Origin of the sequence: Mesorhizobium prunaredense (genome assembly GCF_900156895.1) — a bacterium.
GTDB classification, from domain to species: Bacteria; Pseudomonadota; Alphaproteobacteria; order Rhizobiales; family Rhizobiaceae; genus Mesorhizobium; species Mesorhizobium prunaredense.
On the sequence record NZ_FTPD01000045.1, the window covers coordinates 571,353 to 596,747 of the forward strand.

The following is a 25,395-nucleotide window of genomic DNA, read 5'->3' on the forward strand; positions in this document are numbered from 1 at the left end:
GCCCCATGTCACAGAAGGTTGCCGAGCTCCTGTCGCGGCTGGAAGAACGGCTGGACAGATCAGCAATCGTTTCGGCCGAGGAGGCCGGACCGCGTTACCGGGAGGACCCCGACGGCAAAGCCGGCGCGCCGCCGGAGTTCGTCCTGCGTCCGCGCACGGCCGGCGAGGTGTCGGACATACTGCGCCTGTGCAACGAGGCGGGGCAAAGGCTTGTCGTCCAGGGTGGCCGAACCGGGCTTGCCGGTGCGGCTCGCATCGAGCCCGGCGAAGCAGTGCTGTCGCTGGAGCGCATGACGGCGATCGAGACCCCCGACCGCGAGGCGGCAACGATCGTCGCCGAGGCCGGCGCACCACTGCAGATGGTGCAGGACGCGGCCGATTCGGCCGGCTTGCTGTTCGGCGTCGACATCGGCGCGCGCGGCACGGCCACGGTCGGCGGCAATGTCGCCACCAATGCCGGCGGTATCCGCGTGCTGCGCTACGGCATGTACCGCGCGCAGGTGCTCGGCCTGGAAGCGGTACTTGCCGACGGCAGCATCCTGACGTCGCTCAAGGGCTTGCCCAAGGACAATTCCGGCTATGATCTCAACCAGCTCTTCATTGGCAGCGAAGGCACGCTCGGCGTGGTCACGCGCGCCTGCCTGCGGCTGCACCCGAAGCCGGCCACCGAAATCAACGCCTTCTGCGCGCTCGCGTCACTCGACGCGGCGATCGCGCTGCTTACGTTGCTCAGGCAAAAGCTTGGGCCGTTGCTCTCGGCCTATGAGGTGAATTTCGCGCCGCTCTACGGCGCCATGGTCGCCGGCATGGACGCGCCGGCGCCGCTGCCCGTCGGCTCGCCCGTCTATGTGCTCGTGGAGATACAGGGCCAGGAGCCCGACCGCGACGGCGAACGTTTTGCCGCTGTGCTGATGCAGGCGGTCGAGGACGGCGTGATCGACGACGTGGTGGTGTCGCAGTCGCCGCGCGAATTCCGCGCGCTGTGGGCGGTGCGAGAGGACGCCAATCGGTTCCTGTTTTCGATAAAAGGCCTGGTCGGCGTCGATGTCAGCATCCCGCTGGCGAGGATAGGCACTTTCCTGCGGGAAACGGAAGCTGCGGTCCAGGCCGTTGACCGCAACGCCGACATCTACGTCTTCGGCCATCTCGGCGATGGCAATCTGCACTATCAGGTGCGCACCGTGGATCCGGCGGCGGCGTATGACATCGTCTATCGTGGCGTGGCGGCGGCCGGCGGCAGCGTCTCGGCCGAGCACGGCATCGGCCTTGACAAGAAGGAATGGTTGCACCTCGTGCGCAGCGATGCCGAGATCGCGACCATGCGGCGCTTGAAAGCGGCTTTCGATCCGAACAATATCCTCAATGCCGGGCGGGTCTTCGACCTCGCGCCGGCGACTAGCATTGGTGACGTGTCGCCCCAATGAGGCTGGAGATCGAAGGCCGGTAGCGCTGGCCGGGTGCTTGAGTCTATCTGCCCACGGGCTTCAATCCCGCATGCGCCACGGCAATGCGGGCAGCGAGCGCGGCGTTGTTGCGGACCAGCGCGATGTTGGCCTTCAGGCTGCGGCCCTGCGAAAGCTCGTTGATGCGGGCGAGCAGGAACGGCGTCAGCTCCTTGCGACCGATGCCGCGTTCTTCGGCTTCCGCCACCGCTGCCGTGATCGTGCCGTCGATGAAGGCCGGATCGAGCGCATCCACTTCCGGAATTGGATTGGCGACGAGGATGCCGGTGCCCGAGCCGATCTGCTCGTGCAGGAGCATGGCCTGCGCAATGTCATCGGGTGTATCGAGGCGGTGATCAGCTTTCAGTCCGCTGGAGCGCGTATAAAAAGCCGGAAAATCATCGCTCTGAAAAGCAATCACCGGCACGCGCTGGGTCTCCAGATATTCCAGCGTTTTTGCAATGTCGAGGATCGATTTCACGCCGGCGCAGACGACGGTCGTGCCGGTCTGGCCGAGTTCGGTCAGGTCGGCCGAGATATCGAAAGTGGCTTCGGCGCCGCGATGCACGCCGCCGACGCCGCCGGTCGCGAAAATACCGATGCCGGCCAATGCAGCGATCCGCATCGTCGCCGAGACCGTCGTCCCGGCCGAGCCGCCGCCCACCATGATGGCGGCGAGGTCGCGGCCGGACGCCTTGACCACGTCCTTTGCCGCTGCCAGCTGCTCCAGTTCACGGTCATCGAGCCCGACCTTGATCTTGCCGGCGACCACCGCGATCGTGGCAGGCACGGCACCGTTCTCGCGCACCACCGTTTCGACGCCGCGGGCAGTTTCCAGATTGGCCGGATAGGGCATGCCGTGGGTGATGATCGTCGATTCCAGCGCCACCACCGCGCGGCCTTCTCGAAGTGCTGCCGCGACTTCGTCGTTCAGGTGGAGAAGGGAAGGTTTCATCGTCGTCTCGCTTTCAGGGTCGGCTCGCTTTCAGGCGGGAATGCGGTACATGCCGGCGCTGAGGAACCGCGGCGACAGGTCGGGATGGACGCTGGATTCGCTCTCGGTGGTCAGCGTGGCGAGCAGCGCGCCGGTGCGCGCTGCGTCGAGCACGGGATCGCCCGAAAGCACTTTGTACATGGTGCCGGCAATCATAGCGTCGCCGGCTCCGGTGATGTCGACGGCGCGGGCCGGGACGGAACGCATCGTTGCCACGCCGCCTTCGGTCGCGACCGCAAATCCGTGCGCGCCCATGGTCACGATCACCTCGCTGGCGCCGGCCGCGCGCAGCGCCGCCGCGGCCTCTTTCGGCTTTAGCCGCTTGTCGGCATCGGTGATGCCAAGCATCGTATTGGCTTCGTCATGGTTGGTGAACAAAAGATCGATGCCGGTCAGGTCCTTTGGCAGGCGCGCCGATTTCGGCGACGACACCGTGTCGACGGCGAGCTTGAAGCGCGCGCCCTGCTTGCGTGACATCAGCGCTGCGATCGTCGCGGCCGGCAGGTTGCAGTCGATGAACACCCAATTCGCCGAAGCCAGATGCGGCCAGAAACGGTCGAGATAGGCTGGCGAAAACAGATCGAAGATCTCCATGTCGGCGATGCCGAGCACGAGATCGTTGTTGAGATCGAGGATCGCGGCATATTCCGCCGTCGGCCGCTCCGTAGTGGTGATCACCTGACTGACATCGGCGCCAAGATCGCGCAGATGCCGCACCAGCGAGCGGCCGGTCTCGTCGTCGCCGACAATCGAAACGAAGCTTATGTCGACGCCGAGGCGGACAAGGTTCTCGGCGACGTTGCGGGCGACGCCGCCGAAGCTGCGATAGCCGTCGACCGGGTTCGACGTCCCGAAGATCAGATCCTTCTTGGCGTGGTACTTGCGGTCGAGGACGGCGCCGCCGATGCAGATCATGCGCTTGGACGCCGGCAGCACATAGCCGCGACCAAGAATGTAGCCCTTGTTGACGAGCTGCACGATGTGGGCCGCGACGGTCGAGCGGGCAATGCCGAGCGCGGTCGCTATATCCTGCTGGCCGGCGAAAGGGTTCGCCGCGATGAGATCCAGCACTGCCTGTTCCTGTGCTCCAAGGTCGTCCATCGCCTCACCCCGGCCCGCGCAATTCACGCTGACCTTTGACCAACAACAGATGATGTTGTCAACATTTGTTTGGCGGGCGAGCCTATCGATGCCAGCCGCTGGTACTGGTCAACGCTTGGCGCCGCATCACATTACTTGTTGCCGATGGCAAGAAGTTTGAAAGCAGGCTGATGAACGAACAGGAGTTGATGTCGGAGCTGGAGCGGTTGGTTTCCGAGGACCGGAACCCGAGGACGATGGATATCGACCTGCTGCCGACCATCGATATCCTGCGCATGATCAATGACGAGGACAGCGGCGTTCCGGCCGCCGTCGAGAAGGTCATTCCGCAAATTGCTGCCGCGGTAGACCGGATCGTCAGTGCGTTTCAAAAAGGCGCGCGGCTTGTCTATATGGGCGCCGGCACGAGCGGCCGGCTGGGGGTCCTCGACGCCTCGGAGTGTCCGCCGACATTTGGCGTGCCCGAGGACATGGTGCTCGGCCTGATCGCGGGCGGCCCCAAAGCGCTGGTGCGGGCTGTGGAAGGCGCCGAGGATGATCCGCAACAAGGCATGAAGGCACTGCAGGGCATCAAGTTGACCGCCGACGATGTGGTGGTCGGCATCGCGGTCAGCGGCCGCACACCCTACGTCATCGGCGGCTTGACCTATGCAAGGCAGGTGGGAGCAACGACGGTGGCGCTTTCCTGCAACCCCAGGTCAGTCATTGCCGACATTGCCGACATTGCCATCTCTCCGCTTGTCGGCCCCGAGGTTCTCGCCGGCTCGACCCGGTTGAAGTCGGGAACCGCGCAAAAGCTGGTTCTCAACATGCTGACGACAGCCAGCATGATCCGGATCGGCAAGAGCTATCAGAACCTGATGGTCGACCTTAATCCCAGCAACAAAAAGCTCGTCGCCAGGGCGGTCGGGATCGTGATGCAGACCACCGGCTGCACAGCGCAGCAGGCACGACGGGCGCTCGACCAGACCGGCAAAGACGTCAAGCTGGCGATACTGGTGACGATCACCGGGATGGGCATCGAAGAGGCGCGCAAGGCGCTCGACAATGCGGGAGGGTTTTTGCGGAAGGCGATCGGCGAAAAGACGGCGTGAAGCTGTCTGGATACCGGTATACCAGTATACAGGATGGATCGACTTCGACAAAGGCAAGGCATGGACCTTGCTCACCAAACGGATCCATCCGACACATCATTTCGACAGCGGGATTATCGAGATTCGCCCATCGGTCGGCGATCACGTCAACGGAGCCTAACACGTGATGATTGCGAAACGTGGCGAACCAATCTGGGCCGTCGGGCTGATGACCGGCACCGTGCTGGACGGCAATATCGATGTTGCGCTGATCAAGACCGACGGCGAGCGGATCGCGGATTTCGGCACCTACACGCTGGCGCCCTACCCCAGGTCGATCCGCAGCCTGCTGGAGGAGACGCTGGATCAGGCCAGGGCGTGGAATTTTGCCGGACCCGAACCGGCGATCTTTCGCGAAGCCGAAGAAGCGCTGACGCGCGCCCAGTCAGCAGCGGTCAAGGACCTGGTCGAAAGCCACGGGCTGACGATGGCCGATATCGGCGTCGTCGGCTTCCATGGCCAGACCGTGCTGCATCGGGCCCCGCAAATCGGCCGGCTCGGCCAGACCCGCCAGCTCGGCGATGGCGAGTTGATGCATTCTATTCTGGAAACCAAAGTGGCATATGATTTCCGCTCGGCCGACATGCGCGCCGGCGGGCAAGGGGCGCCGCTGTCGGCCGCCTATCACGCCGCGCTGCTGCGCGATGCCGATATCAGCGGCGACACGGCGGTTCTCAATCTCGGCGGCGTCGCCAACATCACCTGGTGGGACGGCAAGGACAATGTCGTCGCTTTCGACACCGGACCGGCCAACGCGCCGCTGAACGATTTCATCAGAGCGAAAGGGCTTGGCGACATGGATCGCGACGGTGCGCTGGCGCGGACCGGCACCGTCGACGAAGCCCGGCTGGCCAAGCTCCTGCAGCATCCCTACCTGGCCAAGCCCTATCCAAAGTCGCTGGACCGGTTCGATTTCGGCGCAGCCATGGCGGATGGGATGAACGCTGAGGATGGTGCCGCACTGCTCACGGCCTTCACCGCCGCAGCCGTCGGCAAGGCGCTCGACCTCCTGCCGCACCGGCCAAAGCGGCTGGTGGTCAGCGGCGGCGGCCGCCACAACCCGACGATCATGGCCATGCTTGCCAGCCGCGCCGGCGTCGAAGCGGTGCTGGCGGAGGCACTCGGCTGGAAGGGTGACGCGGTCGAGGCGGAGTGCTTTGCCTTCCTTGCGGTCCGCGTGCTCAGGGGCCTGCCGATCAGCTTCCCGACCACCACCGGCGTGCCGCAGCCGATGCATGGCGGGCGCCTTGCCGGCTGATCAAGCCAGCAATTTCTTTTGCAGGAAGACGCGGCTACGACCGACGGGAAAATCGGGAAGCGCGCCGAACAGCCGATACCCCTGACGCTCATAGGCCTTGACCGCCTGGGGATTGAAGGTGTCGATCAAGGCGCCATGACAGCCGCGTGCGACGGCTTCCTGTTCGGCTGCGTCCAGCATCCTGCCGGCCATATGCTGGCCGCGCAGTCGCTCATCAACCCACAGCCATTGCACATAGAGCCAGCCCCAGGCGGTATATCCCGAGATGCCGCCGACAACCGCACGGTGCTCATCGCGCACGAACACGGCGAGCACCTTTCTGTTGGCCGGGCCGACTTCGCTGTCGTTGAACGCGCTGAGCCGCTCCCCGAGAAAAGCGAGTTCTTTCGGCGAAGGGTCGGCGGTGGTTTCAAGCGTCATGTTCATCGCTTGTCCAGACCGGCTCACAGCCGGATACCTGTATACAGCGCTTCGGACGCTGGCACTTTCATTTGCATTTATCGAAGGAAAGGCGGAGAGCGCAAGCTCTGCCGCCGCGTGGCTCCGCGACTACACGGGCCGCGGCGAATGCCACGCCGCCGAAGCGGCAACCAGCATGAGCAGTGCGGCGACCACTGCTGATGCCGCAAAACCAAAGCTGGAATAGAGCGGACCGAAGGCGGTGGTGCCGACAAACACCGCGAGATAGGTCACCGCGCTGTTCAAGCCCATGATCGTGCCGCGCCGCGCAGGATCGAGCGCCGAGAGGCGCATCACCAGGACGTTCAGCCCGAAATGATTGGCAAGGCCCCAGACCGCGACCATCGCGATGGTCAGATGGAAACTACTGCCTGCCCCGGCGAGCGCGACATAGACGGCCGCGATGAGCAGATAGGCGAACGGCATGACACGTCGCGCGCCAAGCCGATCGATCACGCCGTCAAGCAGTGCCGCCATGCCGAAGCCGGCGCCATAGGCGAGCGCCGCCAAGCCGTTGGCGCTGACCGGCCGTCCCAAGCCATTGTAAAGATGATCGCCAAGATAGCCATAGACGCCGTAGAAGGCGGTCATGAAGGCGCCGCAGGCGACCAGGAGCGGCACTATGCCGGGAACAGCCAAGGCGCCGAGCGGCGTCGGCGCCGGGCCGCTTTTCCTGACATCGCTCAGCGACGTCAGCGTAAGGCCGGTCAACGCGAGCGCCGCAAGCACCGCGACCGCCGCGAAAACGGCGCGCCAATGCACCAGATCGGCAAGCACCGCCGACAATGAGACGCCGGCGACCATGCTCAGGGTCCAGCCGGTCAGCACGACGCCGATCGTCCCGCTTTCGCGGCCAGGCGGTGCGATCGCAGCGGCGCTGGCATAGATTGCCGGCATGGCGACGCCGGCGGCGATGCCGGCGAGAAGCTGGGCCGTAACCAGCATCGTCACCGTCGGCGCGGCGGCGCTGGCGAGAAGCGCGACCGCCAGCAGCAGCAATGCCCCTTGCAGCATGCGGCGGGCGCCGAGCCGATCGATATAGCGGGCCAGGAACAAGGCGCTTGCCGACGTCCCAAGCCCGAACGCAGCGGACGCGATTATGACGGCCGGCACGCTCGTCGCAAACGATGCGGCCACTGCCGGTGCTATCGGACCGAGGACCAGCGAGTTCGAGCCGATCACCGCAATGCATCCGGTGAGCAGATAGGCGAGCGCCGGAATAGGCGGCCTCGCCGTCAATGTTGCGACTTGATCACTGTTCGTCATACGACGATAATCGCCGTATTAAATTCTGTATCAATAAGGGATTTCACCATGGATAAAGAAACAGATGGCATTCTGCAGAACAGGCCTGCTGCCCGCGATGTCGACGCAACCGACCGAAAGATATTAGGCGTTCTGGTCGATGACGCCACGGTCAGCTATGCCGAGCTCGGTGATCGTGTCGGCCTGTCGCCGCCGGCCGCGCATGAACGGGTGAAGCGGCTTCGGCGCAGCGGCACTATTCGCAACACCGCGGCGATCATCGATCCCAAGGCGGTGCGCAAGCCGCTGCTTGCCTTCGTGCACATCGACACCAAGGGCTGGGGAAAGACCCCCGAACTGATGGCGATTTCCGAGCACCCCGAAGTCGAAGAGATCCATTCGGTGGCGGGCGACACATGCATGCTGATCAAGGTCCGCACCGAAGACACAAGGGCGCTCGAAGGCCTGCTGTCGCGGCTTTACGAAACGCCCGGCGTGACCTCGACGCGAAGCTATGTGGTTCTGTCGACCTATCTCGAGCGGCCGGTGCAGCCCGGGATCACGACGGAATGGCCGGCGCCCCGGCACATGGCCAAGCCGCTATACTAGGGCCACCCTGCGTCCAATCAACCAAGCTCCAAAGTGGTGATCGCAAAGACCCCGGATTGCGTGAGCTGCGGCGCTTTGCCCTTGTACATTCGAGCCGTCTCGAAGCCGGGTTGAAGGCCGGCGGACGTCAGCCGAGCTGCAAATTGTCCGCTGGTCTCGGGAACGTCGAGATGGACATTTCCTGGTCCCGAGGCGCTGGCGAGCGCCGCGAACAGGCGGCTTGCCGCGTCCAGGCCGTTGGCAAAGAGCGGCCCGATCTTGCAGCCGTCCCGGCATCGGCGCGCGACGCCGTATCCTTCGATCGCGCCGTCCTTGACGATTGCAAGCGCCATGTGCGGCGGGCGCAGCCAATGTTCCAGGAAGGATCGCCTCGGAGCGGGAAAGAATCGGCTGTCGTAGTCCAGGACATTCGCTTCCGGGCCTATGGCACGAATGTCGCTATCGGCGCTTGCCGAAACATCCGGCGATCCGACGAAGCGGATCGTCCGGTAGACCGGCGCAAAACCCATGCTGCGGTAGTTGGCCTGCTGTTCGACGACACCATCGAGGCCGATCGTGCGGTCGCCGAGCCGCGCCATGCCAGCATCCCAGACCGCCTTGCCATGACCCTCACCGCGCCTGTCCGGCCGACAGATGTAGAGACCGATGAAGCCGAAATCCTCGCCATAGGCCACTGCCGAAATACCAGCCACCATCTCGCCATCGACAAAGGCGCCCATGAAGCCCTCTGGATCCGCCGCATGGAACGCCACGGCATCGCCAAGACCGGGATTCCAGCCTTCCGCTGCCGCCCAATCGACAAGGATTTTTACGTCTTCAAGTGCGAGCGTTCTGATCGTTCGGCGCATTGGCTCATTCGGCGGCTACAGGTCCGGGGGCGAAGGACTTCAATGCGCCAAGATAGGGCTTTGCCAACGGGTTTGCATAGGCGCCACGCTTGGACGTCGACAGGCCAAGCGCGATCAGGGCCTCGGCCTGCTTGATCGCGGCGCCGACGCCGTCGATAACCGGAACTCCGAACTCCCGCTGCAGCGCGGCGGCGAGATCGGCCATGCCGGCACAGCCGAGCACGATGGCCTCGGCGCGATCCTCCTCGAGTGCGCGCGCGATCTCGCCGCGCAGCTTCAGGATCGCATCGGAGGTTGGGTCTTCGAGCGCAAGAACCGGAATGTCTGCAGCGCGCACGCGTGCCCGTCCTGCCATGCCATAGCGCTGCACCAGCGCTTCGACCGGCACGCGCGAGCGCTCGGTCGTGGTGACGACGGTGAAGCGCTGGGCGATGAACGAGGCCGTGCTGAGCGCTGCCTCGCAGATGCCGATGACCGGAATGTTGGCCATGGCGCGCGCGGCATCGAGGCCGGTGTCGTCGAAACAGGCGACGATTGCGGCCTGCGCGCCGGTGCGTTCGCCGGCGGCGATCTCGACCAGCAAGCCAGGCACGGCAAGCGCCTCGTCGTAATAGCCTTCGATCGACACAGGTCCCATCGATGAGGTGACGGCGACGATGTCCGTTCCGGCGGCGGCCACGAGCCGCGCCGCTGCTGCAATGGTTTCGGTCATGCTGGCGGTGGTGTTCGGATTGACGACGAGGATCTGCACTGCGGTTCTCTCAAGCTCGCGGCCGACGGCCGCCGACGTAGGCGATTGCGCCGAGCGTCAGCAGGATCACCAGGAAGGAAAATACCGTCGTCACGGTGCCTAGCGCATAGAGCACGGGCGTCGTCACATTCGTCGTCATGCCGTAGATTTCGAGCGGCAGCGTGTTGAAGGTGCCCGAGGTCATCAGCGTGCGGGCGAACTCGTCATAGGACAGGGTGAAGCCGAACAGGCCGACGCCGATCAGGCTGGGCGCGATCATCGGCAGGACGACATGCGCGAAGGTCTGCCAGGAGGTCGCGCCCAAGTCCCGCGCGGCCTCCTCATAGGCCGGCGAGAACCGGTTGAAGACGGCGAACATGATCAGCACGCCGAAAGGCAAGGTCCAGGTCAGATGCGCCCCGAAGCCAGACGTGTACCAGGCGGGACGAAAGCCGATCTGCTGGAAGACGACGCCGATGCCGAGTGAGATGATGATCGACGGCACGACCAGGCTGGCGACGGCCAGATAGAACAGAGCGGTGGCGCCGCGAAATTTTTGCCGGAAGGCCAGACCGGCGAGCAGCGACACGACAACGGTGACGATCATCACCATCAGGCCGAGGATGAAGGAGCGCTTGAAGCTGCCGCCGAAATCGCCGACCGCCTGGCGCTCGAACAGATTGGCGAACCAGTGCAGCGAAACGCCGTTCAGCGGGAATGTCAGCCCGCCATTCTCACCCTGGAAGGAGAGGATCAGGATCGCCGAAAGCGGGCCGTAGAGGAACAGCACGAAAAGGGCGAAGAAGGCCGCCAGCACGTAGAATTCGAAGGTGCGCTTGTCGTGGCTCACGTCACAGCTCCTTGCGGATGTCGACGATGCGCAGGATGCCGGCGACCATCAGCAGCACCAGCACCAGCAGCACGACAGCGTTGGCGGCCGCCGCCGGATATTGCAGCAGCGACATCTGGTTCTTCATCATCAGCGCGACGGAGGCGCTCTGTCCGCCGGACATCACCTGCACCGTCGAAAAATCGGCCATCACCAGCGTGACGACGAAGATGGTGCCGATCGCCATGCCGGGCTTGGCGAGCGGGATGATGACGTTCCACAGGACCTGCCAGCCGGAGGCGCCGGCATCACGCGCCGCCTCGATCAGCGACTTGTCGATGCGCATCAGCGTGTTGAAGATCGGCGTCACCATGAACAGCGTGTAAAGATGCACCATGGCCAGCACCACGGCGAATTCGGAATAGAGCAGCCATTCGATCGGCTTCGGGATCAGCCCGATCTCAACCAGCGTCGAGTTGACCAGCCCATTCCGGCCAAGCACCGGAATCCACGAGATCATGCGGATGATGTTGGAGGTCAGGAACGGCACGGTGCAGACCAGGAACAGCACCATCTGCATGGCGGTGGTCCTGATATGGAAGGCGAGGAAATAGGCGACCCAGAAGCCGATGAACAGCGTCAGCGCCCAGACGATACCGGCGTATTTCAGCGTGTTCAGATAGGTTTTCCAGGTGACCCAGGAGCCGAGCGTGTCGGCGTAGTTGGTGGTCAGGAAATCCGGGTACATCGCCGCGAAATCGTAATCCCAGAAGGAGACCACGGCGATCATCAGGATCGGCAGCAAAAGGAACGCGCCGAGGATAAGCGCCAGCGGCGCCGCCTGGAGGTAGGGGACGACGTTGATCGAGAACCGGCCGCGCCTGGCGGGTTTGGCGGCGGCTACAGGCTGGTCGAGAGCCACAGTCATCCGGAACAGCCCTGGGGTGTCGCGGAGGGCCGATAATGTGGCAAGCTGTGATCCTTCGCGCCCCCCTCTGTCCTGCCCTCTTTGCCAAAACTTGGCATCTCCCCCACTTGGGGGGAGATCGGCCGTCGCCGCTGCTTTCGCCAATCTCCAACATCGCAAGAAGGGGGGCCAGCGAAGCTGCCAATCTCCCCCCAAGTGGGGGAGATGTCCGGCAGGACAGAGGGGGGCGCGCAGGAACCCAACATCTCAGTTATTGCCTGCCTTGCATCAAGCCGCGATGAATTCGTTCCAGCGCCTCACCATGTAGCGGTCCTCGTCCATGACCGAGTTCCAGCAGGCGACCTTGCCCATGCGCTCGACGAAGGAGCCGCCGTCACGCACCGCGCCTGCCTTCTCCATGATCTTGCCGTCCGGCGCCATGATATCGCCCTTGGCCGGCTTGCCGTCGACCCAGTAGCCCCATTCGTCCTCGGACATGAACTGCTTGGCCGTGTCCATGGCGGCCGAGTAATAGCCCTGGCGGTTGAGGTAGGCGCCGACCCAGCCGGACAGGTACCAGTTGATGTACTCGTAGGCGGCGTCGAGTTCGGCGCCCTTGAGGTGCGCCGCCAGGCCAAGGCCGCCGCCCCACGAGCGATAGCCTTCCTTGAGCGGCTGGTATTTACAGGCGATGCCCTTGGAGCGGACCGCAGCGACGGCCGGCGACCACATCGACTGGATGACCACTTCGCCCGAAGCCATCAAATTGACGCTCTCGTCAAACGATTTCCAGAACGCCCGGAACTGGCCGTCCTGCTTGGCCTTGATCAGGAAGTCGATCGTCTTGTCGATCTCCTCCTTGGTCATGTTGCCCTTGTCGGCATATTTGATGTTGCCCATGGCTTCCATGATCATCGCCGCATCCATGATGCCGATCGACGGGATGTTGAGGATGGCTGCCTTGCCCTTGAAGGCCGGATCCATGATGTCGGCCCAGGTGGTGATGTCGCGGCCGACAAGATCGGGGCGGATGCCGAGCGTATCGGCATTGTAGATGGTCGGAACCATCGTCATCCACTGCGTCGGCTGCTTGGCGAAGGTCTTGGCGTCCTGCGCCTCGACGAAACCGACGGTATGCGGCGCGGTGCCCTGGGCGATGACACTGTCGGGCGTCAGCTTGCCGGTGATGAACAGCGGTACGATCTTGTCGTAATATTTCAGCTTCTTGACATCCATCGGCTGCATCACGCCGGACGGATAGACCTTCTTGGCGATCCAGTATTCGATGTCGGCGATGTCGTAGCTGTCCGGCTGGGTCACCGCGCGCTGGGCGGCGGCGTCGGAATCGGTCGCGGTCATCTCCAGGGTGATGCCGAGGTCGGCCTTGCACTTGTCGGCAATGGCGTTGAGGTTCGACACGCCGGTGCCGAACTGGCGGAGCGTGATCGGGTTCTGCGCCCAGATCGTCGGGAACCCGGTGATGGCACCCGAACCGGCGGCAAGACCGACGGCGGCAGCACCGGTCTTGAGCAGCGAGCGGCGGGAAATTCCTGTCTTCTTGTCGGTGGTGTTGGTCATGTCAGTTCCCCTGTTTTGATTGGTGGTTCTGGTTCAGGAATCGAGACGGCCAAGGACAATCGCGTCCTCGGCGTCCCAGGCGATCGGCACCGCGTCGCCGACGGCGACCGGCTTGGCGAAGAAGCTGGTGTCGTCGACGATGACGGTAAAGTCCTCAATGCCGACGCCATTGACCGAGAGTTTTACGGTCGAGCCGCGATACTCGATATTGGAGGCGATGCCGGTGAAGCCGAGCCCCGTGGCCGGCGGGTCGCCGATCCGCACGTGGTCGGTGCGAATGGCGATATCGATCGGCTCGCCGATCGCCCTGCCCTGCCCGCTGGCCGCAAGCGAGGCGCCACCCGGCACATCGAAGACAACCATGCCGTCGCGGCTGCCGCTGACGCGGCCGGAGACGACGTTGTGATCGCCCATGAAACGGGCGACGAACGCAGTGGCCGGCCGCTCGAAGACGATGCGTGGATGGGCCGCCTGCTCGATGCGGCCGTCATTCATGACCACGATCAGGTCGGCGAGCGCCATCGCCTCCTCCTGGCTGTGGGTGACGTGGACGAAAGTGATGCCGAGCGACGTCTGCAGCTTCTTCAGTTCCGCCCGCATGCGAATCTTCAGGAATGGATCGAGCGCCGATAGCGGCTCGTCGAGCAGCAGCGCCTCGGGGTCGGTGATCAGCGCGCGGGCCAGAGCGACGCGTTGCTGCTGTCCGCCCGAAAGCTGCGCCGGCCGGCGGCCGGCGTAGCCCTCCATCTGCATCAGCTTCAGCATATCGAGCGCCCTGGCGCGGCGCTCTTGCTTGCCGACGCCCTTCATCTTGAGGCTGAACGCAACATTGTCGATCAGGTCGAGATGCGGAAACAGCGCGTAGGACTGGAACATCATGGCGGTGCCGCGCCTGGCCGGCGGCAGGTCGGTGACCACCGTGCTGCCGAGACGCACGTCGCCGCTCGATATGCTTTCGTGCCCGGCAATCATGCGCAGCGTCGAGGTTTTGCCGCAGCCGGACGGCCCGAGCAGGCAGCAATAGGTTCCCGCGGGGATTTTCAAGCTGATGTCTTCGACGGCGGTCGTTGCGCCATAGATCTTCGAAACGGACACGATGTCGATTTCGGCGGCTTTGGACATCCGGCTTCCTCTCTAAATCAACTTAAGCAAAGCATCATGCATGCCAGTTGCCCTAAATCGGCCTCAAACGATTGATTCCTTGGGGCAATCAGAATTGCCTCCGGCTGCCCCTCGAAACGGCATGCCTGAGAATGCACAAATTATAGGCGATCGCCAGCGATTCTCGCAGAAATCGTATGCAATCTTTTCCGGCATCGTATTCACTTTGCCCCTCGTGCAAGCGACCCGATTCAGGGTAGAAAGGCGCAGGGACCACCATCATGAATATAGCCGACCAGACTTTCCCTGCTGCCGACAGTGCCAACGAGGATCGCGCCCAGGCGATCCGCGACCAGTTGCGCGACGCGATCGTCGACCGCCGGCTGGCGCCCGGAACCAAGCTGTCGGAAGGCGAGGTCGGCACTTTATTCGATGTAAGCCGCACCGTGGCGCGCGCGGCGCTGCAGATGCTCACCTTCGAAGGCCTGGTGCGGACCGAGCGCAATCGTGGCGCCTTCGTCGCCAACCCGTCGCCGGAGGAAGCGCGTCAGGTCTTCGCCTCGCGCCGGCTGATCGAGCCCGGCATAGCGACTGCCGCAGCCGGGCGGATGACGGCGGACCATGTCGCTGCCTTCAAGGCGCAGCTCGATGAAGAGGGCCGCTTCATTGCCGAGCGCGGACCAAATGCAAGACGCTCAGAAATCAAGGCTTCGGGCGATTTTCACCTGCTGCTGGCTTCGGTTGCCGGAAACGCCATCCTCCAGCGCTTCATGGAAGAACTGGTGGCGCGGTCATCGCTGGTGATCGCGCTCTATGGCCGCTCGGGCGTCTCGAGCTGCGGCCATAGCGAGCACATGAATATCCTGGAGGCGCTGGAAAATGGCAATTCCGAACGCGCCAGCGCGCTGATGCTGCATCACATCGACCATATCGAGGCCGACCTCGATCTGCGCGTCAGGAGCGGTCCGGCACTCAGGCAGGCGCTCGAGTTCTGACGCTCATGCAGACCGCAGGGACGCGATAACCGCGCCCCTCAAAGCCGCTCGGCACGGATCTTCAGGATCTGGTGCAGCCAATCGCGGATGCGCCGCAGCCTCGTCGACAATTTCTGGCTCATCTGCTTTCCAGTTCTGTTTGCCTGCGCTTGATCGCCTCACTCAGAAACTTTGGGCCGCCATGGCCATTCCAACCAGCGAGGTGGCGAACCCCGCGGTGCGGACCGTCGTCGGCCAACGAGCCAGCTTGACAGCGGACAGAATGCCGATCGCATGCAGCATCGACGTGGCGAGCATGAAGCCAGCGGCGTAGGCGATGCCGCCGGCGCTCTCGGGACTCTCAAGGCCGTGGGCGTTGCCGTGAAAGAGGCCGAACAGGGCCGCCAGTGCCGCCGCGGCGGCCAGCGGCAGCGGCCTGGCGAGGCCGACCATGGCGCCGAAGACCACAAGCGACAGCGCGATGCCGGTTTCAAGCGAAGGCAGGCCGATGCCGGCCATGCCGAGCAAGGCTCCAGCGACCATGGCCGAGACAAAGAACAGCGGCACAAGGACAATACTGCGCCCGCCGGAACGGGCGCCGATCATGCCGACTGCAACCATTGCGAGCAGATGATCCATGCCGAACAGCGGATGTTCGAGGCCGGCGAAAAAGCCGTGGACGTGAGCGCCGCCGCTATGGGCAAACGCCAGCGACGGTGTGAGGGCGGCGAGAGCTGAAAGGATGCCAAGTCTTGCAAATGGTTTCATGATTGTACCTGTTCGATGAGAGTGACGGGTTCCGGTTTCAGTGCCCGGAAACGGTGAATTGCGAAGCGGCGGAACGGTCTGCAAGGGCGCGCGCCGCGGCGAAGCCGAGCGGCTTTTGCTCATTGCCATCGTGATAGATGAAAGCGAGGCGGCGGCGGTGCGATGTCAGGCGCGCCGGCAACGGGTGATAGGCGACGCCGCTGCCGCCGACGAGCGGCATGACCGCGCCGACATCGACCAGATCCTCGGTCTCGACGCGAAGCAGATGAAGCCGCACGCCGTCCGCCATCTCGCCGACAAAGGGTATGCCGGCCAGGCGCAGAAAGCTGGATGGGTCCGGCGCCCGCGCAAAGCCTTCGAGGAAGGCGGTTTCGACAAGATCGAGGTCGACCGTCGCTGGATCGACCGGCGGCTCGTGAGTGTGGTCCGGCAGATGCGGCGTCTGCCATTGCAGCGGCTTGCCGGCGGGCCCATTGTGGCCGGGGGCGTGCGGATGGTCATGATGACCGTTCGGCCCGTGATGATGGTGGCCGTCGTCGTGGCCATGATTGTGGTGGTGATGATCGTCGTGCATGGTCAGAAACTCACCGGTTTGTCGATGATCGATTTGTGCTTGCCGAGATTGCCGTGGGCGACCATCGAGCCAAGCGCCTCGACGACGACGCGCACGCCGAACAGCGCGGTGATGTCCGACGTGTCGTAGGGCGGCGAAACCTCGACCACCTCCAAGCCGCAAATGCCAGGCGCCGTCACCAGCCCAAGCAGCTTGAGCGCCTCGCGCGGCAGGAAGCCGCCCGGCTCAGGCCAGCCGGTGCCGGGCACGAAACCGCAATCGAGGCTGTCGACGTCGAAGGAGATGTAGACGGCGTCGGTGTCCTTCCATGCGAGTTCGAGCGCGATTTCCGCCGCCTTCTCAAGGCCCATCTGCTCGATGTCGGCAATGGTCAGCACGTTGGTGCCGCGCTTCCTCGCCTCGGCGACGCCGTAGCGGGGGACCTGCCAGCCGCCGATGCCGAGCTGCACGAGGTTGGTCGCCGAGACGTTCGGCAGGTTCGTCGCCCAGTACCAGGGCGTGGTGTGCATGCGCTCGTCGAGATCCTTTTCCTGGATGTCGATATGGCGGTCGAAATGGATGATGCCGATGCGCTTCGAGGTCACGTCGGCGATGCCGCGCACGCAAGGGAAGCCGATCGAATGGTCGCCGCCCAGCATGATCGGCAGCGCGCCGGACGAAGCGACATGGCTGACGCCCTTGGTGATCTGATCAAAACTCTTTTCGAGGTTGGCGGGAATGGTGAAGACGTCGCCGGCGTCGCACAGCGTCATCTGCTCGCGCAAATCGACGCCGAGCTCATAGTTGTACGGCGTGTACAGCGCCGAGATGCGGCGAATGCCTTGCGGCCCGAAGCGGGTTCCCGGCCGGTAGGTGGTGCCGCTGTCGAAAGGAATGCCGATTACGGCAGCATCATATTTGCCGACATCGCGGACGTTCTCGACATAGGGCGCCTTGAGAAAGGTGTTGATGCCGGCGAAATGCGGCAGCTCGCCGCGCGCGAATGTCGGGATCGACTTGTCGACGATCGACTCCGATCCCGGCAGGCCCATGTCGAGCGCCCATTGCTGCTCCTTGCGCCAGCCGCTTTCCGGCAGCTTGCCCTCGGCCTCGATCGACTTCCAGCCCTGCGTGCCGCGGGCGTCGAAATCGGGGTGGTGAAAACGCTCCCGGGCCGCCCGGGCGACGAGCCCTGCCCGGCGGTGGCTGCGTTCGGGGATATTTCTGGACATTCAAACTCTCCGTTACGACGCCGTCGTCGCCATTGCTGTTTCTGGCCGGGTCGTCCCGACCATCGCGGCCACCTTGGCCAAGTGATGAGAGGAAGCCCGGGTCTTGCGGTCAAGCCTCAGATCGTAGGTGATCGTCGCGCCGTAAGCCGACGGGAACTGCGGATCGTGGCGCACCTTGTCGAAAACCAGCACGCGGGTGCCGAGCTTGAAGGCCTCGCCGATATCGTGGGTGACCATCACCACCGTCATGCCATGCTCGGTCCAGAGCTCGGTCAGCAGGTCGTGCATCTCGACGCGGATGCCGGGATCGAGCGCCCCGAACGGTTCGTCGAGAAGCAGGATCTGCGGACGGCCGAGCAAGGTCTGCGCAATCGCCAGCCGCTGCTGCATGCCGCCGGAAAGCGATGCCGGATAAAGGTCGCGCGCATGAGCGAGCCCGACGCGCGCCAGCATGGCCTCGGCCTCTTGCCTGGCCTTTCTGCGCCTGGCGCCGAAGACGCGGCCAAACGGCCCGCCCGAGCGAAAGTCTTCGACCAGCAGCAGGTTCTGCATGGCGGTCAGATGCGGAAATACCGAATAGCGCTGAAAGACAATGCCGCGCTGCGGCGTCGGCTCGGGCACGATCGGGCCATCGCCGACGATGACGACGCCGCTGCTCTGCTGCTCCTGGCCGAGCAGAATGCGCAGGAACGTCGATTTTCCGCAGCCGCTGGCGCCGACCAGCGACAGGAATTCGCCGGCCTCGGCGGTGACGTTGACCCGCTCGAGCACGCGGGCATCGCCATAACTCTTTTCCAGCCCGTGAACGACGATGCGGCTCATCTAGCCTCCAACGGATGCGCCCAAGGGGACATCGCTTGGGAAAGCCGCACCAGCAGCCAATCGGTGATGACGGCAAGCAGCGTGATCCAGGCGACATAGGGCAGGATGACGTCCATCGAGAGATAGCGGCGGACGAGGAAAATGCGGTAACCCAGCCCTTCGGTCGAGGCGATGGCTTCGGCGGCGATCAGGAAAAGCCAGGCCGGCCCGAGTGCCAGCCGCACGCAAGTGATGAGGCGCGGCATGACTTGCGGCAGCACCAGCCGCAAGACCATGGTCCAGCTGTTGCCGCCAAGTGTCTGTGCCTTGGCCACCAGTTCGGACGGCAACTCCATCACCCGGTTGGCGATGTCGCGCACCATCACCGGCGCGACGCCGACGGCAATCAGCGTGATCTTGGCCGTTTCGCCGAGGCCGAGCGCGATGAACAGGATCGGCAGCAGCGCCAGCGGAGGGATGACGCAGACGACGGTGACGAAGGGCAGCAGGAACGCCCGCACCCGCGGAATGAAGCCGATGGCGATGCCAAGCGAAAGCGCGGCGAACGTGGCAACGCCCACGCCCGCGAACAGCCTGAGGAGACTGGCATAGGTGTCGACCCACAGGATGAGGTCGCCGGAGCGTCTGTCCGGAACCGTCGCCAGGTCAAGAAAGGCCGACCACATCTGTGCCGGCGAGGGCAGCAGCTTGTCGCTGGGATTGACCGCCAGTCGTTGCGCCGAAGCGATCAGATAGACGATCGCCACGAACAAGAACGGCAAGCCGCCGAGGAACAAGGCGCTGCCGCGCGAGACCTTCGCATTGATCATGCGAAGGCGCACCTTCGGCCGTGGCCGGGAAGGGCGCGTGGTGCCCTCCCCGCCCGTCTCGGAGGCTTCATCCCTGGCACTCATTCCCTTGACCAGCATGTCGGGTCAGGGCGTTGCGGTTGCCGCCTCGGCCATGAAGGCTGGATCGAAACGCAGCTTGACGTTCTTGGCGTCGCCCAGCGTGGATCCGTTGGGAAAACTCATGCCGACCACGTCGACGCTCGTTGCGTTGGTGCCAAGAATACCATGGCTGAACAAGAAGTTGCGGACCAGATCCATCGTCTTTGGCAATTCGGCGCCGTTGGTGAACTCGACCGCCTTGGCGGGATCATAGAACATTGCCGTCGAGGCAAGCTGCGCGTCGAAGCCGGCGAGGTCCGTGCCGGATGCCTTGGCCATCTCCTCCTTGGCTGCCTTGCCTTCGGGCGTGTCCGAAGTCATCAGTTCCATCACCTCGTACCACGCGCCGACAAGCGCCTTGCCCAACGCCGGATTGTCCTTCAGCGTCTCGGTGTTGACGACCATCATGTCGATGATCTCGCCGGGAATCTGCGCGGAGTCGAACACCTTGTGCGCACCCGGCATGGCGACGATCTCGAAAACCAGCGGGTTCCAGGTAACGACCGAGGTGACGTCGCTGGTGCCGTAGGCGGCGACGATGTCGGCGTCGGAGGTGTTGACGACGGTGATGTCCTTCTCGGCGAGCTTGACCGTGTCCAGTGCCCGCGCCAGCAGGTAATGCGAGACGGAGAGCTCGACGAGATTGACCTTCTGGCCGGCAATGTCGGCGAGCGCTGTCTTGTCCTTGAGGATCACGGCATCATTGCCGTTGGAGAAGTCGCCGATGATCAAGGCGGTGGTGTCGACGCCGCCGCCGGCGGGGATCGACAGCGCGTCCATGTTGGTCATCGAGCAGCCGTCGAAACCGCCGGCCGTATACTGGTTGATGCTTTCGACATAGTCGTTGATGCGGGTGATCTCGACATTGATGCCGTTTTTTTCAGCCCATTTCTTCATGATGCCGCTGTCGGAGAGATAGCCCCACGGCATCCAGCCGACATAGATCGACCAGCATATCTTGAAGTCTTTCTTGGGCGCCGCGTCGGCGGCGGAAATCATGGGAAGACTGAGTGATGCGGCTAGGATGATTGCGGCCAGCTTGCGAAGCATTGCGTACCCCTGTTCGCGATCCGGATTGCGACCGGACCTTATGTTGGGGCTTGCGGAGCGCGCATCCGGGAGAGGTTCGCGCCAGCAAACCCGTGCAGGGTTCTCCCGGGATTTTGGCCCGCCGTGTTCCGCCGGATGCCTCAGTGCATCCCTGGCGGTCGCATCTCTTGGACCAGCACCGCTGTGTTGCGGCCGGAACCCTAGACGCTCTGCACACCATCAACGAAGCAAGGAGCATGCCAAAGCCCAATTATGCCGAAAGGCCGGCATTTGTGGAGCTGTGCGGCTTCGAGCATGCGCGCGAGTGACGCGAAAATCATCGCTCCGCCGACGGATTGGGCAGTTTGCCTGATTGCTGCTAGGGGTTACCTCACGTCATTCCCCCAAAACACACGGCCCCGAGATTGCTTGGTTTTCTCGTCCAGTTTGTGCGGGACTGGACTTGATGCCATTAGCAACTCCCCTTCCCTGCGCCCCTACACCCGGGTCCTCTCTGGGAGGCATACGGGCGCCGGATCCACCCGTGAGCGGACAGCCCGCTCCTACCTGCTCTTTTGCTCGATGCAATACGCCTTGTTCTGCTCGAACAATCGTTGGTCCGGATACCGCGCGAGGCCCTTGTCGTAGATCGCAATCGCCCCGTCCCAGTCCTTCTTGTCTATGAACCTCCTCGCCCACCGGTCGTACGCGAACACTGCGAGCCTCTCCACGTCCGCCTCCCCTTCCGCGAGGTCCTTCAGCCTCTCGAGCACAGCGAGCGCCTCCTCGTGTTTGTTGTCCCGCACGAGAGCGTTCACATTGTTGTTCAGGTAGTTCTTCGACGATCGCGCCACGTTCTGCAGGCCCGGGAACCTCTGCTTCAACGCTCGCAGAACTTCCGCGGCCTTGTCCGGCCCCTGCCCAGCGGCCACTTCCTTCGCCCATTCTTGCGCGAACCACCCGATGTTCCCCTGAAGCTTTTCCATCGCGGGGAACCGCCCGAGACCCGCCTCGTAGACGTCTGCCGCCTTCTCCCACTGGCCGTCCTGCATGTAACGCTTGGCCCAGCCGTCGTACGCCGCGAAGTAGAGCTCCTGCGCCTCGTTTCCCGGCAGGAACTCCTTCCCTTGGTCCACGGCCGCGAGCGCGGCCTCGAACTTCCCGTTCCCAATCGAGTCATGGACTACACGGGCCACCCCTTGGCCGCCGGACTTTCCGATGGACTCGACTCCAGGGAACTTCGCCGCGAGGGCCTTCGCGACCGCGGCGGCCGCCGGGGCTCCGCCCTTCGTGTAGGCGGCTTTCGTCCACTCCTGGCCCAGGTACGCGACGTTCTGCTTGAGCATGCCCGCCTCGGGATATCGCGCGAGCGCCTTCAGGTACACGTCCGCGGCCTCCTCCCACGCGCCGGCCTCCATGCGCTTCCTCGCCCAGAAGTCGTACACGTACAGGTACGTCTGCTCCGCGTCGCTATCGTCCAGCAGCTGCCGCCCCTTCTCCAGGGCCGCGAGCGCCTCCTCGTACTTCCCCTCCTCGACGCGCGCGTTTACGGCCCGTTGCAGTTCATTCCCGCCACTCTTCGACAGGCCCGTCAGCCCCGGAAACCGCTCCGCCATCGACTTCATCACCTCGGCCGCCGCGTCCGCGCCGCCCTTTGCGTAGGCGGCTTTCGTCCACTCCTGCGCAAGATACGTTACGTTGCCCTTGAACAGCCCCTCGCCCGGATACGCCGCGAACCCCTTCACGTACACATCCGCCGCCATTTCCCACCGACCGTCCTTCATGTGGCGCTTCGCCCAGTCGTCGTAGACGTAAAGCGACGCCTCGCGGACGCCCGCTGTGTCTTTCATCAAATCCTTGGCCCCCTGGATCGCCGCGAGCGCCTCCTCGAACTTCCCCGCGTCGGCCAACCCGAACGCCATCCGGCGTACGTGGCTGTCCGCCGCCGAGGTCACGTGCTCGTTGCCGGGGAAGCGCGCCACGAAACCGCGCAGTGCCCCAAGGGCCCTCGCCTCACCCTCCTTCTTGGCCAGCGCGGCGGACCACTCCTGCCCGAAGTAGCCGAGCCACTTCTCGAGCTCCTTGCGCGGCTCGCCCGCGAGCGCCTCGAAGCCCGGCACGGCCGCCGCGAGCGCGTCCTCCCACCGGCCCTCCCGCATCCGTATGTCCGCCGGCCGGATGTACACGAGCGATTGCATCCCCTCGAACCCCCCGCTGGGCACCGCGGCGGCCGCTCGCTCGAGGATGGCGAGCGCCTCGGACGGCTTGCCGGCGTCCACCGCGCTGAGCGCCCACTGGCTCCAAACAGCCGAATGGTTATTGACGAGCGCCGCGTCCTTCGGCGCCAGCGCGAGGCCGGTCGTCACGACTTCCAGGGCCTCCTGGAACTTGCCGTCGCGCGAAAGCTCCGCTCCCCAGTTCGCGAGCACGGCCAGCGCGTTCTTCACCGCCGAGCCGAACTCGGGGTCGAGGCTCATCGCCCGGAAATTCGCCACGAGCGCCTCGTGGTAGCGCTTCGCCTCCGAGAGCAACACGCCCTGGTTGTAGTAGATGATCGCCGCCAGCCCCGCCTCCTCGACCTCTCGGCGCTGGTCGCGGTGCGCGTCGGGGATGTAGCGGAAGCCCGTCATCTGCTCGAACTTGGCGATGGCGGCCTTGTCCCTAGCGGGGTTGAACCCCTTGGCGTTCGTTGTCTCCACGTCCATGTGCCGCGTGCCGTCGTAGAGGATCGAGAACGCGTGGTCGGGCACCTCGATCGCGCGCACGTCCAGCCCGAGCCGCAGCGCGAGCACGTTGTAGAGCACGGCGGACGACACGCAATTGAACGTACCCGTGTCGAAGATCACCGAGAGGCCGGTCTGGCGCGCCACGTAGCCCTTCGAAATCGGGCCCTTGTGGAGCCACTCGAGGAGCGCCTCGCCCTTGGCCGCGGGAGTGCGCGTGTTCGCCACCGCCGCGCGGGCCTGCTGCTCCAACGCGTCCAGGCGCTTCAGGTACTCCTTCCTTTTCCCCGCGTCGACTACGCCCGACGCCAGCAGCGCGGCCTCGGCGAACTCCACGGGCGTCAAGCGTCCCACCTTCGCCTTCGCGAACATCGCCTTCTCGTCGTCGGAGACCGCCAGCTTGAGCGATGTCGTCTTCTCGAGGCGCGTGAGCACGTCGAAGGCCTTCGCCGGAGACTCGGCGAACGCGTAGTGGCTCTTCGGCTCACCCTCCCGACCGATGACCTCCACTTCCGCCGCCGCTACCTTGCGCGCCCCGGGCTGCGGCGCGAGCCGCACGATGATCCAGCGCGCCGCGGTGGTGGGGAACTCGAACGTCTGCGGCTTGCCCTCCGCCGCAAGCGGGTCAGTGCGAAGGGACCGGAACCCGGCGTGCGCCGACGCAGTCGAGACGAGGATCTCCACGCGAGCTGCCGCGCTGCCCGAGCCCTCCGGCAGCGTGACCCTGATCCCCTCCGGCGCCACAACGCCTCCACCGAACGTGAACGTGACGTCCAGCGGTGTGGCTTCCGTCGCGTCGATCTCCGCGACCGTCTTCGCGTCGCCGTCTGTCAACCGCGCGATCGCAGTCACGTCGGCGGGAGAAGTGGTCGATTCGACCTTCGCCGACGTGAGCCGCAGCAGGTTCAACGGTTCTTCGTCGACGGCGAACCCAGCCCGCGCCTCCAGGAGAATCGCGGCCACGGTGAGGCCGGCGAGCGCAGTTGATCGAAGCGACTTCCACTTCATGGCCTATCCTCCACATGGCTCACACCCTCCGGGATTCCTTGCGGGATTGTCCCCATCGTCAGAAGCGCTGCCGAGAGCATCCTGATGTCTAGGCCCGTGACGCTTTCGAGGAAAGGGCGAAGGTAGGTAAACAGCGCAAACTGACCTATAAAGAGGAGGAAATATCGAAGCCATGCTCGCACCGTGGTTCGGTTCGTTTAAAGAATTGGGTTGGATCAATTCAGACTGGTCGCCAACTATAGACGGTATCGCGAGCGTCGTAGTAGCCCTTTACCTTCTCTATCTGAGTGGACGAGGCTTCTTCGAAAGAGACAGGAGCCTGTTTGGATCATCATTCAAATGGGCCGTAGCGCTCGCTGCGCTCCTAGCTCTATTTTGCTATCTGATGAAGCACTACCTGATCTACCTTTTCGACCCTGATTGGCTGTTTCTTGGCAACATTCCTTGGGCTGTAGCCTATGTCGGTATGTTCGTCGCGTTGTTGCACGCGCTCCTTTCAGGGCTGTTTTACCGCAAATTTTGATGCGATGCTGCGCCGCCTCTAGCAGGCACCGATCACTACCACCGACGTTCATCAAACCAGCCAAAGTAGCCATTTAGTCGCGGCACGGAATGACTGCTTAGTGGCGCATGGCGACCTCCAGCGTATTCGCCAACGATGTCTGCTTTCAGGCAACGGCAATGCCGACTTCAACGTCCGACATTGGGCGCAGAGCGGAATATGGGCATCGCGCCGCGACGGTTGAGATTCAATCGCGGCTCAGCGCTCGCCGGAGAGCACTGAAACGAATGCGATATTGCTGCGGCGTCAGTCCGATTTTGCGCCGGAACAGGCGCCCGAAAAAACTCGCATCCTCATAGCCCACTTCATTGGCCACCGCCTCGACCTGCAGGTCGCCCGTCTCGAGCAGTTCCTTGGCCGCTTCGAGCCTGAGCGCGTGGATGTAGTCGATTGCCTTCATTTCCGTCGCCTTGGCGAAGCGGCGCACGAAGGAGCGCTCGGACAGGCCTGACAGCTTGGTCATGGCGGCGACGGGCGAGGGCGTCCGGTAGTTGAACTCCGCCCATTTCTGGCAGCGGTTGATCACCGCGTCGTCGGTCTGGCGAAAGCGCATCAGCGCGG

The 25,395-nt window shown here is 64.0% G+C and carries 24 protein-coding genes, 1 pseudogene and 1 riboswitch; of the genes and pseudogenes, 7 read left to right on the plus strand and 18 right to left on the minus strand.

The window, feature by feature from the left end; translation table 11 throughout:
- Positions 1 to 5: 5 nt before the first annotated feature.
- Positions 6 to 1,424 (plus strand): FAD-binding oxidoreductase, encoded by a 1,419-nt coding sequence (locus BQ8794_RS26520; RefSeq protein ID WP_077381514.1) that lies wholly within the window; start codon positions 6 to 8, stop codon positions 1,422 to 1,424.
- 43 nt (positions 1,425 to 1,467) lie between these two features.
- On the opposite strand, the gene BQ8794_RS26525 is transcribed toward BQ8794_RS26520, so the two are convergent.
- Complete coding sequence (locus tag BQ8794_RS26525) at positions 1,468 to 2,397, minus strand: pseudouridine-5'-phosphate glycosidase (RefSeq protein WP_077381515.1); 930 nt, start codon at positions 2,395 to 2,397, stop codon at positions 1,468 to 1,470.
- A 30-nt stretch (positions 2,398 to 2,427) separates the two neighbouring features.
- The gene (locus tag BQ8794_RS26530) at positions 2,428 to 3,537 is read right to left on the minus strand and encodes a carbohydrate kinase (RefSeq protein ID WP_077381516.1); all 1,110 of its coding nucleotides are present in this window, start codon (positions 3,535 to 3,537) and stop codon (positions 2,428 to 2,430) included.
- Positions 3,538 to 3,707: 170 nt separating this feature from the next.
- Here BQ8794_RS26530 and murQ point away from each other — a divergent pair, with 170 nt between their 5' ends.
- The 3 genes and pseudogenes from murQ to BQ8794_RS26545 all read left to right on the plus strand — a co-directional run bounded on the left by murQ (position 3,708) and on the right by BQ8794_RS26545 (position 5,928).
- Complete coding sequence (murQ, locus tag BQ8794_RS26535; protein ID WP_077381711.1) at positions 3,708 to 4,631, plus strand: N-acetylmuramic acid 6-phosphate etherase; 924 nt, start codon at positions 3,708 to 3,710, stop codon at positions 4,629 to 4,631.
- 34 nt (positions 4,632 to 4,665) lie between these two features.
- Positions 4,666 to 4,791, plus strand: a pseudogene (locus BQ8794_RS36790) (esterase); the annotation flags it as partial.
- 6 nt (positions 4,792 to 4,797) lie between these two features.
- A complete protein-coding gene (locus BQ8794_RS26545) occupies positions 4,798 to 5,928 on the plus strand; it encodes an anhydro-N-acetylmuramic acid kinase (protein WP_077381518.1) in 1,131 nt (376 codons plus the stop codon).
- Here BQ8794_RS26545 and BQ8794_RS26550 read toward each other — a convergent pair whose 3' ends face one another.
- Together BQ8794_RS26550 and BQ8794_RS26555 are read right to left on the minus strand one after the other, a co-directional pair.
- Entirely contained in the window at positions 5,929 to 6,354 is a 426-nt protein-coding gene (locus BQ8794_RS26550; protein WP_077381519.1) for a GNAT family N-acetyltransferase, read from the minus strand. It abuts the gene before it with no gap.
- Between the two features lie 123 nt (positions 6,355 to 6,477).
- A complete protein-coding gene (locus BQ8794_RS26555; protein ID WP_077381520.1) occupies positions 6,478 to 7,653 on the minus strand; it encodes an MFS transporter in 1,176 nt (391 codons plus the stop codon).
- A 48-nt stretch (positions 7,654 to 7,701) separates the two neighbouring features.
- Here BQ8794_RS26555 and BQ8794_RS26560 point away from each other — a divergent pair, with 48 nt between their 5' ends.
- A complete protein-coding gene (locus tag BQ8794_RS26560) occupies positions 7,702 to 8,241 on the plus strand; it encodes an Lrp/AsnC family transcriptional regulator (RefSeq protein ID WP_077381521.1) in 540 nt (179 codons plus the stop codon).
- Positions 8,242 to 8,258: 17 nt separating this feature from the next.
- On the opposite strand, the gene BQ8794_RS26565 is transcribed toward BQ8794_RS26560, so the two are convergent.
- The 6 genes from BQ8794_RS26565 to BQ8794_RS26595 all read right to left on the minus strand — a co-directional run bounded on the left by BQ8794_RS26565 (position 8,259) and on the right by BQ8794_RS26595 (position 14,255).
- Complete coding sequence (locus BQ8794_RS26565; protein WP_077381522.1) at positions 8,259 to 9,089, minus strand: GNAT family N-acetyltransferase; 831 nt, start codon at positions 9,087 to 9,089, stop codon at positions 8,259 to 8,261.
- Positions 9,090 to 9,093: 4 nt separating this feature from the next.
- Positions 9,094 to 9,840 carry an aspartate/glutamate racemase family protein gene (locus BQ8794_RS26570; protein ID WP_077381523.1) on the minus strand — a complete coding sequence of 249 codons (747 nt, stop codon included), beginning with the start codon at positions 9,838 to 9,840 and terminating at the stop codon, positions 9,094 to 9,096.
- A 10-nt stretch (positions 9,841 to 9,850) separates the two neighbouring features.
- Complete coding sequence (locus BQ8794_RS26575; RefSeq protein WP_077381524.1) at positions 9,851 to 10,669, minus strand: ABC transporter permease; 819 nt, start codon at positions 10,667 to 10,669, stop codon at positions 9,851 to 9,853.
- Between the two features lies 1 nt (position 10,670).
- Positions 10,671 to 11,576, minus strand: a complete 906-nt coding sequence (locus tag BQ8794_RS26580; RefSeq protein ID WP_077381525.1) for an ABC transporter permease — start codon at positions 11,574 to 11,576, stop codon at positions 10,671 to 10,673.
- A gap of 267 nt (positions 11,577 to 11,843) precedes the next feature.
- Positions 11,844 to 13,133: an ABC transporter substrate-binding protein gene (locus BQ8794_RS26590; RefSeq protein ID WP_077381527.1), complete on the minus strand. Its 1,290-nt coding sequence runs from the start codon at positions 13,131 to 13,133 to the stop codon at positions 11,844 to 11,846.
- A gap of 33 nt (positions 13,134 to 13,166) precedes the next feature.
- Entirely contained in the window at positions 13,167 to 14,255 is a 1,089-nt protein-coding gene (locus tag BQ8794_RS26595; protein ID WP_077381528.1) for an ABC transporter ATP-binding protein, read from the minus strand.
- 260 nt (positions 14,256 to 14,515) lie between these two features.
- Between BQ8794_RS26595 and BQ8794_RS26600 the strand changes: the two genes are divergently transcribed.
- Positions 14,516 to 15,229 (plus strand): GntR family transcriptional regulator, encoded by a 714-nt coding sequence (locus tag BQ8794_RS26600; protein WP_077381529.1) that lies wholly within the window; start codon positions 14,516 to 14,518, stop codon positions 15,227 to 15,229.
- 162 nt (positions 15,230 to 15,391) lie between these two features.
- On the opposite strand, the gene BQ8794_RS26605 is transcribed toward BQ8794_RS26600, so the two are convergent.
- The 7 genes from BQ8794_RS26605 to BQ8794_RS26635 form a co-directional block, all read right to left on the minus strand.
- Positions 15,392 to 15,976, minus strand: a complete 585-nt coding sequence (locus tag BQ8794_RS26605) for a HupE/UreJ family protein (RefSeq protein WP_077381530.1) — start codon at positions 15,974 to 15,976, stop codon at positions 15,392 to 15,394.
- Positions 15,977 to 16,013: 37 nt separating this feature from the next.
- The gene (locus tag BQ8794_RS26610) at positions 16,014 to 16,550 is read right to left on the minus strand and encodes a hypothetical protein (RefSeq protein ID WP_077381531.1); all 537 of its coding nucleotides are present in this window, start codon (positions 16,548 to 16,550) and stop codon (positions 16,014 to 16,016) included.
- A gap of 2 nt (positions 16,551 to 16,552) precedes the next feature.
- Positions 16,553 to 17,761 (minus strand): agmatinase family protein, encoded by a 1,209-nt coding sequence (locus BQ8794_RS26615; RefSeq protein ID WP_077381532.1) that lies wholly within the window; start codon positions 17,759 to 17,761, stop codon positions 16,553 to 16,555.
- A gap of 12 nt (positions 17,762 to 17,773) precedes the next feature.
- Positions 17,774 to 18,583 (minus strand): ABC transporter ATP-binding protein, encoded by an 810-nt coding sequence (locus BQ8794_RS26620; RefSeq protein WP_077381533.1) that lies wholly within the window; start codon positions 18,581 to 18,583, stop codon positions 17,774 to 17,776.
- The gene (locus BQ8794_RS26625) at positions 18,580 to 19,392 is read right to left on the minus strand and encodes an ABC transporter permease (RefSeq protein ID WP_077381712.1); all 813 of its coding nucleotides are present in this window, start codon (positions 19,390 to 19,392) and stop codon (positions 18,580 to 18,582) included. The genes BQ8794_RS26620 and BQ8794_RS26625 overlap by 4 nt, the downstream gene beginning before the upstream one ends.
- Positions 19,393 to 19,497: 105 nt before the next feature.
- Positions 19,498 to 20,562 carry a putative urea ABC transporter substrate-binding protein gene (locus tag BQ8794_RS26630; RefSeq protein ID WP_077381534.1) on the minus strand — a complete coding sequence of 355 codons (1,065 nt, stop codon included), beginning with the start codon at positions 20,560 to 20,562 and terminating at the stop codon, positions 19,498 to 19,500.
- Between the two features lie 100 nt (positions 20,563 to 20,662).
- A riboswitch (guanidine-I (ykkC/yxkD leader) is annotated at positions 20,663 to 20,777 on the minus strand.
- A 327-nt stretch (positions 20,778 to 21,104) separates the two neighbouring features.
- Positions 21,105 to 24,272, minus strand: coding sequence for a hypothetical protein (locus tag BQ8794_RS26635; RefSeq protein ID WP_077381535.1), 3,168 nt, complete (start codon positions 24,270 to 24,272; stop codon positions 21,105 to 21,107).
- A 172-nt stretch (positions 24,273 to 24,444) separates the two neighbouring features.
- Here BQ8794_RS26635 and BQ8794_RS35140 point away from each other — a divergent pair, with 172 nt between their 5' ends.
- Positions 24,445 to 24,795, plus strand: coding sequence for a hypothetical protein (locus tag BQ8794_RS35140; RefSeq protein WP_143744688.1), 351 nt, complete (start codon positions 24,445 to 24,447; stop codon positions 24,793 to 24,795).
- A gap of 226 nt (positions 24,796 to 25,021) precedes the next feature.
- Here the strand turns inward: BQ8794_RS35140 and BQ8794_RS36110 are convergent.
- A partial coding sequence (locus tag BQ8794_RS36110) for a helix-turn-helix domain-containing protein (RefSeq protein WP_210189865.1) occupies positions 25,022 to 25,395 on the minus strand: 374 nt, incomplete at its 5' end.

Bases quoted from the DNA above. Each gene is read 5' to 3' on its own strand.
- BQ8794_RS26520 (WP_077381514.1), top strand. From the start codon at position 6: ATGTCACAGAAGGTTGCCGAGCTCCTGTCGCGGCTGGAAGAACGGCTG.
- BQ8794_RS26525 (WP_077381515.1), bottom strand. From the start codon at position 2,397: ATGAAACCTTCCCTTCTCCACCTGAACGACGAAGTCGCGGCAGCACTT.
- BQ8794_RS26530 (WP_077381516.1), bottom strand. From the start codon at position 3,537: ATGGACGACCTTGGAGCACAGGAACAGGCAGTGCTGGATCTCATCGCG.
- murQ (WP_077381711.1), top strand. From the start codon at position 3,708: ATGAACGAACAGGAGTTGATGTCGGAGCTGGAGCGGTTGGTTTCCGAG.
- BQ8794_RS26545 (WP_077381518.1), top strand. From the start codon at position 4,798: ATGATTGCGAAACGTGGCGAACCAATCTGGGCCGTCGGGCTGATGACC.
- BQ8794_RS26550 (WP_077381519.1), bottom strand. From the start codon at position 6,354: ATGAACATGACGCTTGAAACCACCGCCGACCCTTCGCCGAAAGAACTC.
- BQ8794_RS26555 (WP_077381520.1), bottom strand. From the start codon at position 7,653: ATGACGAACAGTGATCAAGTCGCAACATTGACGGCGAGGCCGCCTATT.
- BQ8794_RS26560 (WP_077381521.1), top strand. From the start codon at position 7,702: ATGGATAAAGAAACAGATGGCATTCTGCAGAACAGGCCTGCTGCCCGC.
- BQ8794_RS26565 (WP_077381522.1), bottom strand. From the start codon at position 9,089: ATGCGCCGAACGATCAGAACGCTCGCACTTGAAGACGTAAAAATCCTT.
- BQ8794_RS26580 (WP_077381525.1), bottom strand. From the start codon at position 11,576: ATGACTGTGGCTCTCGACCAGCCTGTAGCCGCCGCCAAACCCGCCAGG.
- BQ8794_RS26590 (WP_077381527.1), bottom strand. From the start codon at position 13,133: ATGACCAACACCACCGACAAGAAGACAGGAATTTCCCGCCGCTCGCTG.
- BQ8794_RS26595 (WP_077381528.1), bottom strand. From the start codon at position 14,255: ATGTCCAAAGCCGCCGAAATCGACATCGTGTCCGTTTCGAAGATCTAT.
- BQ8794_RS26600 (WP_077381529.1), top strand. From the start codon at position 14,516: ATGAATATAGCCGACCAGACTTTCCCTGCTGCCGACAGTGCCAACGAG.
- BQ8794_RS26605 (WP_077381530.1), bottom strand. From the start codon at position 15,976: ATGAAACCATTTGCAAGACTTGGCATCCTTTCAGCTCTCGCCGCCCTC.
- BQ8794_RS26610 (WP_077381531.1), bottom strand. From the start codon at position 16,550: ATGCACGACGATCATCACCACCACAATCATGGCCACGACGACGGCCAC.
- BQ8794_RS26615 (WP_077381532.1), bottom strand. From the start codon at position 17,761: ATGTCCAGAAATATCCCCGAACGCAGCCACCGCCGGGCAGGGCTCGTC.
- BQ8794_RS26620 (WP_077381533.1), bottom strand. From the start codon at position 18,583: ATGAGCCGCATCGTCGTTCACGGGCTGGAAAAGAGTTATGGCGATGCC.
- BQ8794_RS26625 (WP_077381712.1), bottom strand. From the start codon at position 19,392: ATGATCAATGCGAAGGTCTCGCGCGGCAGCGCCTTGTTCCTCGGCGGC.
- BQ8794_RS26630 (WP_077381534.1), bottom strand. From the start codon at position 20,562: ATGCTTCGCAAGCTGGCCGCAATCATCCTAGCCGCATCACTCAGTCTT.
- BQ8794_RS26635 (WP_077381535.1), bottom strand. From the start codon at position 24,272: ATGAAGTGGAAGTCGCTTCGATCAACTGCGCTCGCCGGCCTCACCGTG.
- BQ8794_RS35140 (WP_143744688.1), top strand. From the start codon at position 24,445: ATGCTCGCACCGTGGTTCGGTTCGTTTAAAGAATTGGGTTGGATCAAT.